Below are 13,456 nucleotides of genomic sequence, written 5' to 3'. Positions count from 1 at the left end.
GCCCGCGCCACCCTCCCCGCCCCACCCGGACCGAGCGAGGAACCATGAAACGCACACCGAGCGCCCCCGTCGGGACCCTGCTCGCCCTGGCCGGGGCCCTGGCCCTCGTCGTCGCCGTCCCGGCCGGCGCCGACGCCGCCGTGCTGACCCGGCTGCCGCAGAACGCCCCGGGCCTCGACCAGACCTTCTCGCCCGCCTACGACTACGACAAGGACGGCTGCTACGCCACCGCCGCGATCGGCCTCGACGGCACGATCAACCCGGGGCTGAAGCTCGGCGGCGACGTCAACGGCCACTGCCACGACTACGCCCAGCTCGCCGACTCCAACACCTACTCGCGCGCCAAGTGCAACAACGGCTGGTGCGCCGTCGTGTACGCCAGCTACTTCGAGAAGGACCAGGCCACCCTGGGCCCCGCCGCGATCGGGCACCGCCACGACTGGGAGCACGTGGTGGTCTGGATCAAGGACGACGCCGTCCAGTACGTCTCGGTCTCCCAGCACAGCGGCTACCAGGTGGCCGCCCGCTCGGCGATCCGCTTCGACGGCACCCACCCGAAGATCGTCTACCACAAGGACGGCATCTCCACCCACGACTTCCGGTTCGCCAACGGCAACGACGAACCGCCGGAGAACGCCACCGGCGCCTGGTTCTACCCCCGCCTGGTCGGCTGGGACGGCTACCCCGCCGGCTACCGCGACAAGCTGCTCCAGGCCGACTTCGGGGCCGCCACCATCAAGATCGGCGACGGCCCGTTCCAGTACGCGCTGGCCCACTCGATGCCCGCGGGCCTCCCCTTCGACCCCAACGGCTGAGGGACCTGACGGGCCGTCAGATCCGCTTGGCGCTGCGCAGGCCGCGGGCGTAGTAGCCGTTGTCGTCGAGGCGGGCGGTGCCGGGCGGAGCCCCGGCAGTCGAAGGCGCCACCGGCTGGGCGGCGCCACCGGCCGGGCGGCGCCACCGGCCGGGCGGCGCCACCGGCCGGGCGGAACCGCCGAACAGGGCCGGCCCCCGACCTGTGGTGCGGTCGGGGGCCGGAGTCGATCGTCCGTCGGGGTGCCGCCGGGGTGCCGGTCGGCGGGCGGGCATCAGAGCGCGAGCACCCGCCGGAGCAGGTCGCGGTACTCGCGCAGCGACAGCCGCAGGGCCTCGGTGTGCGAGTCGGTGTGCGAGGAGTCCTCGGCGACCCGCCCGTTCACCTCGTCCACCGCGTCCGTCCGGTCCGCCCCGCCGACGCTCCGCCAGGACGCCCCCAGCGCGGTGCGGCGCTCGCGCAGGCCGTCGGCGAGCCGCTGCATCGCCTCCTCCAGGACCCCGTCCGCCTCCTGGACGGCGGCCCGCGGATCGTCCACGAAACCGCCCACCGCGCGGTCCAGCCGTTCCGTCAGCCGGGTCGACAGCTCCGTGGGCAGGACCGGCGAACCGTCACCCTCCGCAGACCCGGAGCGCGCGGGCCGCTCGGTCCCGAAGGCGGGCCCCGCGGTCGCTCCGGTCCCTGCCGCCGTGCTCCCGGCCGCCGTGCTCCCGGCTGCGGTCGTCGGGGCACCGGGGGCGGGGACGGGGACGGTCGGGTGGACCGGGTCGGTCGTCCCGGTGCGGTCGGGGCGCTCGGTCGCACCGGTACGGTCGGTCGTTCCGCCGAGGTCGGCGCGGTCGGTGGTCCCGGTGCGGTCGCTGCGGTGGTCCTGGTCGCTGACGGTCATCGTGTCCTCCGTAAGGTGTTGGTCGGCCCGGGAGGGGGAAGCCGGAGCCGGGCCCCGGGCCCCGTTCATGCGTGGTGCTCGCGCTGCGCCGGCACGTGGCCCGTCCGGTGGGCGGCCGTGACCTGCGCCCGCGGCTTCGACAGTGCGCTCCGGGAGTTCCCGGCGGCCCCGGCGGTCCGGTCCGCGCCGATCAGCGCGGCGAACAGGGCCCGCGCCCGGACCAGCGCCACCCGCTGCTCCTCGGTGCTCGCGGCGGGCGCCGACGCCCCCCGCCCGGGGGCCGCCCGCAGCACCCGGTAGGACTCCACCTCCTCGCCGTGGTCGACCGAGATCGCGTCGATCTGCGCGTCCACGTCGGAGTCCGGGTAGCCGCGCTCCCGGGCCACCCGGCCCAGCAGCGCCCCGGCCTCGGCCAGCGCCTGCGCGGGGGAGTCCACGAAGCGCGCCTGCACCGCCGCCCACGCCCGCTCGGCCCGCTCCCGCTCGGCGTCCCCGAGCGGAGTCAGCGTCAACTCCCGGTGACGCTCCACCCGCTGCGCCAACTCCCGCTCCGCCGCGGCGGTGTCCCCGCCGTGCCGCTCCACCGTGCGCCCGTACTCGGACCCGAACCACCGCCGCAGATCGGGCTGTTGCCGACGGCGCAGGGCGAACACCCCGAACCCCGCCGCCACCACCAGGGCGATCACCAGGACCGCCACGATCGGACCGCTGGACATGCTGCGCCTCCTCACCCGGGCGGCCACCCCTCGGTCCCCGCCCCGCACTTGCGTCCGTTCATCGGTTCACTCGCCCGCTCGGCTGACCCGAATCGCCGCCCCCAAACACCGCGGCCGCGGCCTGACGGCCCGTCAGCCTGGCGCGTGCGCCACGCAAGCGGGCCCGCCCGCGGGCGCACCGTGGCAGGATGCGACGGGCGCCCGGGGGTGGACCGGCCGTCGGCGGGGAAGACGGACCACCGGAACCGGGGACCACCGGAACCGGGGACGGGCGAGAGAGGGAAGAACGTGCCGATCGATGTCGAGCGGGTCCGGCGGGAGACGGCCGGGGTCGCCAAGGTGGTGCACCTCAACAACGCGGGCTCGGCGCTGCCGCCGCGCCCCGTCGTCGAGGCCGTGATCGAGCACCTGCGCCTGGAGGAGGAGATCGGCGGCTACGAGGCCGCGGACGCGCGGGCCGGGCGGATCGAGCACGCCTACGACGCGGTGGCCCGCCTGATCGGCGCCGGCCGGGACGACATCGCGCTGGTGGAGAACGCCACCCAGGCGTGGGACCTCGCCTTCCACGCGCTGCCCTGGCAGCCGGGCGACCGCATCCTGACCTCCCGGGCCGAGTACGCCAGCAACGCCATCGCCTTCCTGCAGGTCGGCCGCCGCCACGGCGTGCGGGTCGAGGTGGTCCCCGACGACGCGCACGGCCAGCTCGACGTGGACGCGCTGCGGGCGGCGGTCGACGAGCGGGTCCGGCTGATCGCGGTCACCCACGTGCCCACCCAGGGCGGCCTGGTCAACCCCGCCGCCGAGATCGGCCGGGTGGCCCGCGAGGCCGGCGTGGTCTACCTGCTGGACGCCTGCCAATCCGTCGGCCAACTCCCGGTCGACGTCGACGAGATCGGCTGCGACCTGCTCAGCGCGACCGGCCGCAAGTTCCTCCGCGGCCCGCGCGGCACCGGCTTCCTGTACTGCTCGCCCCGGGTCCGCGCCGAACTGGAGCCCCCGTTCCTGGATCTGCACGCCGCCACCTGGACCGCCGCCGACGACTACCGGGTGCGCGCCGACGCCCGCCGGTTCGAGAACTGGGAGAGCAGCTGCGCCGGCCGGATCGGCCTCGGCGTCGCCGCGGACTACGCCCTCGCCCTCGGCCTGGACGCGATCGAGCAGCGGATCACCCACCTGGCCGCGGAACTGCGCGCCCGCCTGCGCGCGCTGCCCGGCGTACGGGTGCACGACCGGGGCGCGCGCACGTGCGGCATCGTCACCTTCACCGTCGAGGGCCACCGCGCCGAGGACGTCGCCCGCGGGCTCCGGGCCGACGGCGTCAACGTCTCGGTCTCCACCGTGTACTCCGCCCGCTGGGACTTCGAGCAGCGCGGGCTCGACCAGGTGGTCCGCGCCTCCGTGCACTACTACAACACAGAGGCCGAACTCGACCGGCTGGTCGAGGTGCTGCCCGCCCCCGCACCCGTCGGCGGACGGCGGAACTGACGGGGCTGACGGCCTGTCACCGGACCGGTCCCGGCGGGCGTCACGCGGGCTCCTCCGCCCGGGCCCGCTCGGTGCGCCGGCGGGCGGTCCACTCCCGCATCCGCCCGACCATCTCCGGATCGCTGGCGGCGGCCGTGTCCAGCACGGTCGTCGCGCCGTCGCCCAGGTCCACCAGCTGGTGCTCCAGCGTGCCGGTGGCGACGACGGACAGCACGGCCAGCAGTTCGTTCTCCACCTCGGGCGTGAGCCGGGCGGCGTCCTCGGCCGGGACCTCGATCAGGTGCTCCTCGTCGGGCGCGGCCAGCTGGACGACGGCCCGCCGCAGCAGCCGTCCCAACAGCCGGAACTCCTCCGGGTCCATCCGGGCGGCCAGCGTGTCGAGGTAGAAACGGACCAGCTCGGCCCTGGTGGGAGCGGTGTCGTCGTCCATCCGGCCATCCTGCCAGCCCCCCGCGGCGCCCCCCGACACCGGGGCGGGGACCCGTGACGGGCCCGCGCCCCGGCACGGTCGGCTCAGTACGGCAGCGGTCGCCCGGAGGGCGTGCGCAGGTCGAGCGGGGGAAGCGGGCGCTGCGGTGCGGGTCGTCGAACGATTCTGGTCCCGGCCATGATAGGCACCTCATCTCCTCGATCACCGGGCGTGTACCCATCCCCCCGCCGTCCGCAAACGCCCACCCCGCCACCCGCCGCCCGGCCCGACCCGAAAACGCCGCCCGACCGGTCGGAAACGGTCAACGGACCGACAGCGGAAGGACGTTGAGCCGCAATGCCACCGCCGTCCGGATGTGTCGCCTGCACGGGCTAGGGTGCGGGGCATGTCCGCACTGATCGACGCCATCCGCCGCCACCCCGACGCCGCCGACTTCCTCGACTGGCCGGGGGACTTCGACCTCGACCGGGGCGAGCACGTCGAGGAGGTCCACCTCGCCTCCGGTGCCCTCCTGAAGGGTTTCGCCGGGGACGGGGGCGGCGGCACCTACTTCTTCTGCGGCGAGGGCGGGGAGGAGCGCCCCGTCCTGTACGCCGACTCCGAGGGCGGCGCGGCCCTGCTCGCGCTCGGCCTGCCGGAACTGCTGCGGCTGCTCCTGGTCGTCCCCTGGTGGCGGGACTGCCCCGCGCTCACGGTCGAGCAGAGCCGGGAGGCCGCCGCCGAATACTTGGAGGACATGCCGGACCTGGCGGAGCACCGGGACCGGGCCGCCGCCCTGCTCGGCCTCGACCTCCCCACCGAGGCCGAGGCCCTGGCCCGCCTGCGCGAGGTCGCCACCGGCCCGGGGCGCGACCACGCCCTGGTCTTCACCCCGGAGAACACCCCCTACCGGCCGCTGATCCGCGCCTGACCGGAGGGAGCCGCCCCGCCCGCATGCGGGGCGGCCGTCCCGGGTACCGGACCTCCGGCGGCGGGAAGCGCCGCGCGGGCACGGGGGAGGAGCGGCCGGTGAGCGCGTCGGAGCAGCAGGTGAGCGCCTGGGAGGGCTACTGGGCGGAGAACACGGGAGAGCCGGGCGGCCCGTTCTGGGACGCCGACCCGCAGCAGTCCGCCGTCCCGCACCTGGCGCTGCTCGCCCCGTACGTCGACCGCACCCTGCCGATCGTCGACCTCGGCTGCGGCAACGGCACCCAGACCCGCCACCTCGCCCGGCACTTCCCGCGCGCGATCGGCGTCGACCTGGCGCACGCGGCGGTGGCCCACGCCCGGCGGGAGGACCGCGACGGGGTCGCCGAGTTCGAACAGCTCGACCTCGCCGACCCGTTGGCGGTGGCCCGGCTCGGGGCGCGGCTCGGCGGGGCCAACGTCTACCAGCGGGCGGTGCTGCACCAGAGCGACCCGGCGGACCGGGCGGCCGTCGCCGCCGCCGTCCGGCCGCTGCTCGGCCGTCGCGGGCGGGGCTTCGTGATCGAACCCACCGCCGCCGCGCGGCCGGTGATGGCGCGGGTCGCCGCTCGCCCCGGCGGACCGCCCGAGCGCCTGCTCCAGGTCCGCCGCCACCGGATGAGCCCGGCCGCGCTCGCCCCCGGCGAACTCCCCGCGCTGCTGCGGGGCGCCGGACTGGACGTCCTCGCCGAGGGCGAGTGCGGGCTGGCGATGGCCGAACGGCACCCGGACGGCACCCCGGTCACCCTCCCCGCCCACTGGTTCGTGGTCGCGCCGGGGGAGTGAGGCACCGGGCGCCTTATCGCCCTCCGAGCCTCCTGCCGCCCCGAGTCTGTTACCGCCCCGGCTCCCCGCCGTCCAGGAGGACCGGCAGGGTGCGGTGCCCGTTGGAGATCAGCGACTCGACCGGCTCCAGCTCGGTGCCCGGGACGAGGGCCAGGCGCGGGAAGCGCTCGAACAGGCCGCGCAGCGCGGTGCGGGCCTCCAGGCGGGCCAGCGGCGCGCCCAGGCAGAAGTGCGGGCCGTGCCCGAAGGCCAGGTGGTCCTTGGCCTCCCGGGTGACGTCGAACTCCGCGCCGCCGTCCCCGTACCGCGAGGGGTGGCGGCCCGCCGCGGCGTACGAGGCCAGCACCGGCTCGCCCTGATGCACCGTCACCCCGCCCGGCAGCTCGATGTCTGCCAGGGCGTAGCGCATCGGCAGGTGCGCCAGCGGCGACTCCAGGCGCAGCGACTCCTCGACCGCGTCGTCCCAGTCCGCCTTGCCCGCCCGGACCAGGTCGAGCTGGTCGGGGTGGGCGAGCAGCAGGGCGACGGTGTTGTCGATCAGGTTGACGGTGGTCTCGTAGCCGGCGGCGACCACCAGCATGACGGTGTCGAGCAGTTCGTCCTCGGTGAGGGCGCCGCCGTCGCCCTCGGTGTCGCGGGCGGAGATCAGCAGCGAGGTCATGTCGTCGCCGGGCCGCTCGCGCTTGCCCGCCACCAGCGCCGCGATCACCGTGTACAGGGCGACGTTGTTGGCCTGCGCCCGCTCCGGGGTGAGGGTGGTGTCGAAGACCCCCTCCACGTACCGGCCGAAGTCCTCGCGCAGCTCCTCGGGCAGGCCGAGCAGGTCCGAGACGACCAGGATCGGCAGCGCCCGGGCCAGCTGCTGCCGCAGGTCCACCGGCGTCCCGTCGGCCCCGGCGGCGGCGATCCGGTCGAGCAGCCCGGCGGTCATCTCCTCGACCCGGCCGGTCATCGCGGCGACCCGACGGGTGGTCAGGGCCCCGCTCACCAGGCGGCGCAGCCGGCGGTGGTGCTCGGCGTCGGTGGTGGACATGTTGCGGGCCGCCACCCACAGCGCCAGCGGCCAACCGGCCGTCACCGCCTGGTAGTCGGGCCAGTGCTGCGGGGCGTTCTTGGCGATCCGCGGGTCCTTGAGCAGGGACTCCAGCAGGTCGGGGTCGGACACCGCCCAGGCCCGGACGCCGAGGACGTCGGCGGGCGCGACGGGTCCGCGCGCGATCAGCTCGGCGGTCTCGGCGTCCCGGGCCCGCCCGGTCGGGTCCAGGACGAGCGGCGGATGGGCGAACGGGCACTTCAGGGGGCGGTTCAGCGGGGCCGGACGGTTCTCCGACTGACGCTCCACGAGAGCTCCTCACACGGGTCGATGCGACGGGGAAACGCACGTGTGTTCGAGAATGAGTGACTGCCCGTCACTTGTCGACCGCGCATCAACCCGACCCCCGCGTGCCCCCGACGCGCCCCCACCTTGCTGACACTCCGTCAATTCCGTTGCGCATCAGGAATGTTGTTGCACCAGCGGCCCGGGCGGCTCAGGAGACGACGCGGCTCAGGAGACGACCACCCGCCGGTCCGCCCGCTCCCCGGTCAGTGCGCCGAGCAGCCGCAGCGCCGACTCCGAGGGCGAACCGGGCTCCACCGTGAAGGCCACCAGCATCAGTTCCGGCTCCTCCGTCCGCAGCACCTCCTGGAACAGCGTCAGCTCACCCACCTGCGGATGCCGCAGCACATTGGTGAACGAGTCGCAGTTCGCCACCGAGTGGTCCTCCCACAGCTCCCCGAACTCACTGCTGGCGGACGACAGTTCACTCACCAGCGCCTGCACCCGGCCGTCCGCCGGGAAGCGCGCCGCCACCATCCGCAGGTGCGCCACCACCGAGCGGGCCTTCACCTCCCAGTTGGCGAACAGCGCCCGGGTCGACGGATCCAGGAAGATCATCCGCGTCATGTTCGGCAGGCCCTCGTCCGGCGGGCCCTCGTGCTGCGCCCCGAACACCGCGTGCGCCAGCGGGTTCCAGGCCAGCACGTCTGCCGTCGGGGAGAGCGCCATCACCGGCACCTCGTCCATCATCGCCATCAACCGCCTTAAGCCCAACGGGAGTTGGCGCGGCACCTGGCGCGGCCGCCCGGCCGCGGCCCGGTTCGGCCGGGCCAGCGCGACCAGATGGGCGTGCTCCGCCTCGTCCAGCCGCAGCGCCCGGGACAGCGCATCCAGCACCCCGTCCGAGACGTTCTGCCCCAACCCCTGCTCCAGCCGGGCGTAGTAGGAGGCACTGACCCCGGCCAGCTGGGCGAGCTCCTCCCGGCGCAGCCCCGGAACCCGCCGGCGCTCCCCGTAGTGCCCGAGACCGGCATCCGCCGGAAGAAGCCTGGCCCGACGGGACTTGAGGAATTTCCCGAGCTCATCCATGCGCCTCATTATGCTGAAACGAGCACTGGCAAGCCTAGCCTTCCCAGTGGGACGAACAACAGGTGGCTGGCTAACCGGCGGACGATCTCCCACCCTTGCTCGCATGACCACGCCTCCCGACGCGTCGAACCGCATGAGCACCCGGCTGCGACTGACCATGTTCGTCCTGCTCGGCGCCCAGTTCATGCTGTCCGTCGACTTCTCGATCCTCAACGTCGCACTGCCCCAGATAGGTTCCGGGGTCGGGATATCCGCCGACGAGCTCCCGTGGATAGCGTCGGCCTACGCCCTGCCCGCCGCCGGCTTCACCCTCCTGTTCGGCCGGATCGCCGACCTCTTCGGCCGCCGCCGCCTCTTCCTGGCCGGCATCACCCTGCTCACCGCCGCCTCGCTGCTCGGCGGCATGGCCGACAGCGGCGCCCCGCTGCTCACCGCCCGCGTCCTGCAGGGCCTGTCGACCGCGATGGCCGCCCCCGCGGCCCTCTCCCTGCTGACCACCTCGTTCTCCGAGGGCGCGATGCGCGACCGGGTGCTCGGCCTCAACGGCGCGCTGCTGTCCGGCGGCTTCACCGTGGGCGCACTGGTCGGCGGCACCCTGGTCGGCCTGCTCAGCTGGCGCTGGGCCTTCCTGATCAACGTCCCGGTGGCCGTCGCCATCCTGATCGCCACCCCCAAGCTGATCGCCGACAGCCGCGCCCCCGAGAAGGTCAGGCTCGACGTCCCCGGCGCGATCTCCGTCACCGCCGGCCTGCTCGCCTTCATCTACGGCATCATCGACCGGAACGTCGTCATCGCCGCCGTCGGCGTGCTGCTGCTCGGCGTCTTCTGGGCGATCGAACTGCGCGCCCCCGCGCCGCTCGCCTCGGTGCGCATCCTCAAGCGGCCCACCGTCAAGTGGGGCAACTTCGCCGGCCTGGTGGTCTTCACCATGGAGAGCGCGCTCATCTTCCTGATGACGCTCTACCTGCAGGACGTGCTGCACTACGCGCCGCTGGTCACCGGCCTGATCTTCGGCGTCCCCGGCCTCGCCGCCGTCGCCGCCGGCATCATCGCCGGCCGGATGATCGGCCGCTTCGGCACCCGCACCGTCCTCACCGTCGGCCTCTCCGTGCAGGGCCTGGCCACCGCCCCGCTGATCCTGCTCGGCACCGACCGGATCATGCTGGCCGTGCTGCTGCCCGCCCTGTTCATCAGCTTCTTCGGGCACGTCACCTCGATCGTCGCCTACACCGTCACCGCCACCTCCGGCCTGCCCGACTCCGAGCAGGGCCTGGCCACCGGCCTCACCGCGCTCAGCCAGCAGGTCGCCGTCACCATCGGCATCCCGATCCTCAGCGCCGTCGCCGCCACCCGCGCCGTCCAGCTCGACGGCATCCGGCTCGCGCTGGCCGTCGACGTGGCCGTCACCCTGGTCGCCGTCGGCCTGATCTGGATCGGCCTGCGCCCCCGGGTCGAGCCGGTCTCCGAGGACGCCGCCGCCCCCGCCCCGCAGGCCGCCGCCAGCCACTGACGGCCCGTCGGCCGACCGACAGTCTTCCGACGGGCGGTCACTGACGGCCCGTCGGTCGGGGCGTCCCCGTCCGGCCGACGGAACACGGCAGCCGGAACACGGCAGCCAGGGAGAAGATGCCCGGAGGCATCCCCGGGATCATCGGAGAGCGATCGGTGGAGCGGCCGGCGGGAATTCCCGTCGGCCGCTCCACCGCCCGCCGTGCCGCGCGGCCGAATTCCGATTCGGCCGCCGCGCGCATTCCCCCTCCCGCCCCGAGAAACGGACCCGGCAGTGGAAGCGAAGAGAACCACCGTCAACGGCATCGAATTCGCCTACCTGGAACAGGGCGAAGGGCCGCTGGCCCTGCTGATGCACGGATTCCCGATGTCCCCGGCGACCTACCGCCACCTGATGCCCGCACTGGCCGGCGCCGGCTACCGCGCCGTCGCGCCCTACCTGCGCGGCTTCGCGCCCAGCGCGCTCGCCCCCGACGGCTCCTACGCGATCGCCGACCTGGTGGCCGACGTGAACGGCCTGCACGACGCGCTGGGCGGCGACGGCGACGCCGTCCTGGTCGGGCACGACTTCAGCGCCCCCGCGGTGTGGGGCGCCGCCCAGGACGCCGGGCGCTGGGCGAAGGCCGTGGTCTGCGACGTGCCGCCGTTCGCGGTGTTCGGGCCGATGGTGCTGACACCCCGCGGCACCGACGCGCTCAGCCACTTCTGGTTCTTCCAGACCGCGGTGGCCGAACAGGTGGTCGCCGCCGACGACCTGGCCTACGTCGACTGGATCTACCGGAAGTTCACGGCGGACGGCTTCGACGCCGCCGAGGACCTCAAGCACGCCAAGGACGCCCTGCGCGCCCCCGAGAACCTGGCGGCGGCCCTCGCCCTCTACCGGACGGCCTTCCCGCCCGACCGCTTCGGCACCCCCGAGTGGGCCCAGGAGCACGCCGCCGTCTGGGGCGCCCCGCCGAGCTGTCCCACCCTCAACCTGTTCGGCTCCGAGGACCCCAGCTTCGTGATCACCGACGCCGCCCTGGCCGCGATCCTCGACACCCTGCCCGCCGGCTCGCACGCCGAGGTGGTCCCGGGCGCCGGCCACGTCGGTCTGGTCGAGCAGCCCGCCGAGGTCAACCGCCTCGTCCTGGCCTTCCTGGCCGGTCGGCTCTGAGCCCGCCGCGGGCCCGGAACAGCACTGGCGAACGGCACGACGCAACAGCCCGGGTGGCCGACCACCCGGGCTGTTCCACGTGCGCGACGGACCGTCAGGAACGGAACTTGTCCTGGCCGTTCCACCAGTTCTCGCCCGGGCCCTTGGCGTTCGCGTCCTCGTAGCTGTCGTGCAGGCGCCACCAGTCCCAGGGGTGCGCCAGCCCCTCCTCCTGCCGGCCCAGCAGCGTCAGCTCCAGGTAGTTGTAGGTGTTCAGGGTGACCTCGCCGCCCCGGTCGTACACCGAGTTGGTGTGGTAGACCGCGTCGCCCTCGCGGATGAAGGAGCTGATGCCGGGGATCTCGCCCCGGTCGGTGGAGACCTGGAAGTCGCGGTTGAACTCCGTGCCGAAGGAGGACACGAAGGGGAGGTCCCAGCCCATCCGGGCCCGGAACGCCTCGATCTTGGCGATCGGCGCCAGCGCCACCATCACGAACGAGGTGTCGCGGTTGTGCAGGTGGGCCAGGTGCCCCACCGAGTCGGCCTGCATCGAGCAGCCCGGGCAGCCCGCCTCCGCCTCCGGGGCGAACATGAAGTGACGGACGATCAGCTGGCGGCGCCCCTGGAACAGGTCGAGCAGGGTCAGGGTGCCCTCGGGCGACTCGAAGGTGTAGTCCTTCTCGACCAGCACCCGCGGCAGCGCCCGGCGGGCCGCCGAGAGCGCGTCGCGGGCCCGGGTGACCTCCTTCTCCTGCTCCAGCAGCTCCTTGCGGGCGGCGAGCCACTCCTCCTTGGTCACGATGGGCGACAGTTCCACACTTGCCTCCTGGCGTACGGCGCCGCCGCCACGGACGGCGGCGGGCGGAAAGGGTGCTCGTGCCAGGCTGGCACGCACCGTCCGCGCAGATTTCCTCCTGGTTGCCCAATGGGAAATCACCTCCCCTCCGGCACCGGGCAATTCCGAAGAGGTCGGCCCCCACCGCCCGGTGAAAGCATTTCCCGGTGACCCTCCCGGTGACCGCGCGAACGGCAGCCCCGGCCCGGTCACCCACTCCACCGAAGCATTGGAGGAAAAGATGTCGTCCACCGGAATACCGACCCGACCGTCCCGGGAAGAAATCGTCGAACGGGTCTCCGCACTGGTGCCGGTCCTCCGCGAGCAGGCGGCCTGGTCCGAGGAGAACCGCCGGCTGAGCGAGGAGACCGTCGCCACCCTCGCCGAGGCGGGCGTCTTCCGGCTCCGGACGCCGGTCCGCTACGGCGGCTACGAGTGCGACACCAGCACCCTGGTCGAGGTGGCGATGGAACTCGGCCGCGCCGACGGCGCCATCGCCTGGACCTCCTCGGTCTTCTGGATCCCGACCTGGATCGCCGGCCTCTTCCCCGACCGCGCCCAGGACGAGGTGTTCACCTCCGCCGCCCCCCGGGTCTGCGGCACCAACAGCCCCACCGGCACCGCCGTCCCGACCGAGGGCGGCATCGTCCTCAACGGCTCCTGGAAGTTCGTCAGCGGCGCCTGGCACGCCGGCTGGCAGGAGATCGCCGCGATCCTGCTCCGCCCCGACGCCGAACCCGAGCCCATCATGGGCCTGGTCCCGATCGGCGACCTCCAACTCGTCGACGACTGGCACACCAGCGCGCTGCGCGGCAGCGGCAGCGTCACCACCATCGCCGAGAACCTGTTCGTCCCCGAGCACCGGATCATCCCGATGGGTGCCGCGATGCGGCCGCAGGGCCTGTCCGAGGCCAACGCCGACTCCCCGGTCTGGCGCACCCCGGCCTCGCTGGTCGCCGCCGCCTCCGGCGTCGGCGTGGCCGTCGGTCTGGCCAAGGCCGCCCTGGAGGTGTTCTTCGAGCGGCTGCCCGGCCGGAAGATCACCTACACCGACTACACCGTGCAGAGCGAGGCCCCCGTCACCCACCTGCGGATCGCCGAGGCCGTCAACAGCATCGACCAGGCGGAGTTCCACGCCCGGCGCGGCGCCGCCACCGTCGACGCCAAGGCCGCCACCGGCGAGCCCTGGAAGCCCGAGGAGCGGGCCCGGGTCCGCAACGACCAGGGCGAGGCCACCCGGCTCGCCAAGCACGCCATCGACCTGCTGGTGAACATCAGCGGCGGCAGCTCGATCTTCCTCGACGTCCCGCTCCAGCGGATCGCCCGCGACATCCAGGCGGTCTCCCTGCACGCCCTGATCAACCCGGACACCAACACCGAGCTCTACGGCCGGGTCCTGTGCGGGCTGGAGCCCAACACCCTGTACATCTGAGCCCGGCCACCCCGCAGGACCCCGCAGCAGTCGGCCCGGCCACGGCCCGGCGGGCCCGCCGCTCTCCCGGCAC

13 protein-coding genes are annotated in these 13,456 nt (G+C 74.0%); 7 read left to right on the top strand and 6 right to left on the bottom strand.

Annotated features, from left to right (window positions below):
• Positions 1–44: 44 nt before the first annotated feature.
• Positions 45–815 carry an NPP1 family protein gene (locus ACIOHG_RS25830; RefSeq protein WP_400953988.1) on the top strand — a complete coding sequence of 257 codons (771 nt, stop codon included), beginning with the start codon at positions 45–47 and terminating at the stop codon, positions 813–815.
• A gap of 273 nt (positions 816–1,088) precedes the next feature.
• Here the strand turns inward: ACIOHG_RS25830 and ACIOHG_RS25825 are convergent, their stop codons facing one another.
• Positions 1,089–1,703, bottom strand: coding sequence for a hypothetical protein (locus ACIOHG_RS25825; RefSeq protein WP_400953987.1), 615 nt, complete (start codon positions 1,701–1,703; stop codon positions 1,089–1,091).
• A gap of 65 nt (positions 1,704–1,768) precedes the next feature.
• Complete coding sequence (locus ACIOHG_RS25820) at positions 1,769–2,419, bottom strand: hypothetical protein (RefSeq protein WP_400953986.1); 651 nt, start codon at positions 2,417–2,419, stop codon at positions 1,769–1,771.
• A 288-nt stretch (positions 2,420–2,707) separates the two neighbouring features.
• On the opposite strand from ACIOHG_RS25820, the gene ACIOHG_RS25815 reads away from it, so the two are divergent.
• Positions 2,708–3,904 carry an aminotransferase class V-fold PLP-dependent enzyme gene (locus ACIOHG_RS25815; RefSeq protein WP_400953985.1) on the top strand — a complete coding sequence of 399 codons (1,197 nt, stop codon included), beginning with the start codon at positions 2,708–2,710 and terminating at the stop codon, positions 3,902–3,904.
• Between the two features lie 40 nt (positions 3,905–3,944).
• Here ACIOHG_RS25815 and ACIOHG_RS25810 read toward each other — a convergent pair whose 3' ends face one another.
• Entirely contained in the window at positions 3,945–4,334 is a 390-nt protein-coding gene (locus ACIOHG_RS25810; protein WP_400953984.1) for a hypothetical protein, read from the bottom strand.
• A 385-nt stretch (positions 4,335–4,719) separates the two neighbouring features.
• Between ACIOHG_RS25810 and ACIOHG_RS25805 the strand changes: the two genes are divergently transcribed.
• Both ACIOHG_RS25805 and ACIOHG_RS25800 read left to right on the top strand, forming a co-directional pair.
• A complete protein-coding gene (locus ACIOHG_RS25805; RefSeq protein WP_400953983.1) occupies positions 4,720–5,244 on the top strand; it encodes a hypothetical protein in 525 nt (174 codons plus the stop codon).
• A 98-nt stretch (positions 5,245–5,342) separates the two neighbouring features.
• Positions 5,343–6,065: a methyltransferase domain-containing protein gene (locus tag ACIOHG_RS25800; protein ID WP_400953982.1), complete on the top strand. Its 723-nt coding sequence runs from the start codon at positions 5,343–5,345 to the stop codon at positions 6,063–6,065.
• Between the two features lie 49 nt (positions 6,066–6,114).
• Here ACIOHG_RS25800 and ACIOHG_RS25795 read toward each other — a convergent pair whose 3' ends face one another.
• Together ACIOHG_RS25795 and ACIOHG_RS25790 are read right to left on the bottom strand one after the other, a co-directional pair.
• Positions 6,115–7,362: a cytochrome P450 gene (locus ACIOHG_RS25795; protein WP_400954096.1), complete on the bottom strand. Its 1,248-nt coding sequence runs from the start codon at positions 7,360–7,362 to the stop codon at positions 6,115–6,117.
• Between the two features lie 249 nt (positions 7,363–7,611).
• Positions 7,612–8,472, bottom strand: coding sequence for a helix-turn-helix transcriptional regulator (locus ACIOHG_RS25790; RefSeq protein WP_400953981.1), 861 nt, complete (start codon positions 8,470–8,472; stop codon positions 7,612–7,614).
• A 103-nt stretch (positions 8,473–8,575) separates the two neighbouring features.
• On the opposite strand from ACIOHG_RS25790, the gene ACIOHG_RS25785 reads away from it, so the two are divergent.
• Together ACIOHG_RS25785 and ACIOHG_RS25780 are read left to right on the top strand one after the other, a co-directional pair.
• The gene (locus ACIOHG_RS25785) at positions 8,576–9,982 is read left to right on the top strand and encodes an MFS transporter (RefSeq protein WP_400953980.1); all 1,407 of its coding nucleotides are present in this window, start codon (positions 8,576–8,578) and stop codon (positions 9,980–9,982) included.
• 273 nt (positions 9,983–10,255) lie between these two features.
• On the top strand, positions 10,256–11,137 hold the full coding sequence (locus tag ACIOHG_RS25780; protein ID WP_400953979.1) for an alpha/beta fold hydrolase: 882 nt from the start codon (positions 10,256–10,258) through the stop codon (positions 11,135–11,137).
• Between the two features lie 94 nt (positions 11,138–11,231).
• Here the strand turns inward: ACIOHG_RS25780 and ACIOHG_RS25775 are convergent, their stop codons facing one another.
• Positions 11,232–11,933: a DUF899 domain-containing protein gene (locus ACIOHG_RS25775; protein WP_400953978.1), complete on the bottom strand. Its 702-nt coding sequence runs from the start codon at positions 11,931–11,933 to the stop codon at positions 11,232–11,234.
• Between the two features lie 259 nt (positions 11,934–12,192).
• On the opposite strand from ACIOHG_RS25775, the gene ACIOHG_RS25770 reads away from it, so the two are divergent.
• Positions 12,193–13,383 (top strand): acyl-CoA dehydrogenase family protein, encoded by a 1,191-nt coding sequence (locus ACIOHG_RS25770; protein WP_400953977.1) that lies wholly within the window; start codon positions 12,193–12,195, stop codon positions 13,381–13,383.
• Positions 13,384–13,456 lie beyond the last annotated feature (73 nt).

This window comes from Kitasatospora sp. NPDC088134 (genome assembly GCF_044741705.1).
Taxonomy (GTDB): Bacteria; Actinomycetota; Actinomycetes; order Streptomycetales; family Streptomycetaceae; genus Kitasatospora.
Note: the sequence above shows the minus strand (reverse complement) of the source record. Positions and strands in the feature narration are given on the sequence as shown.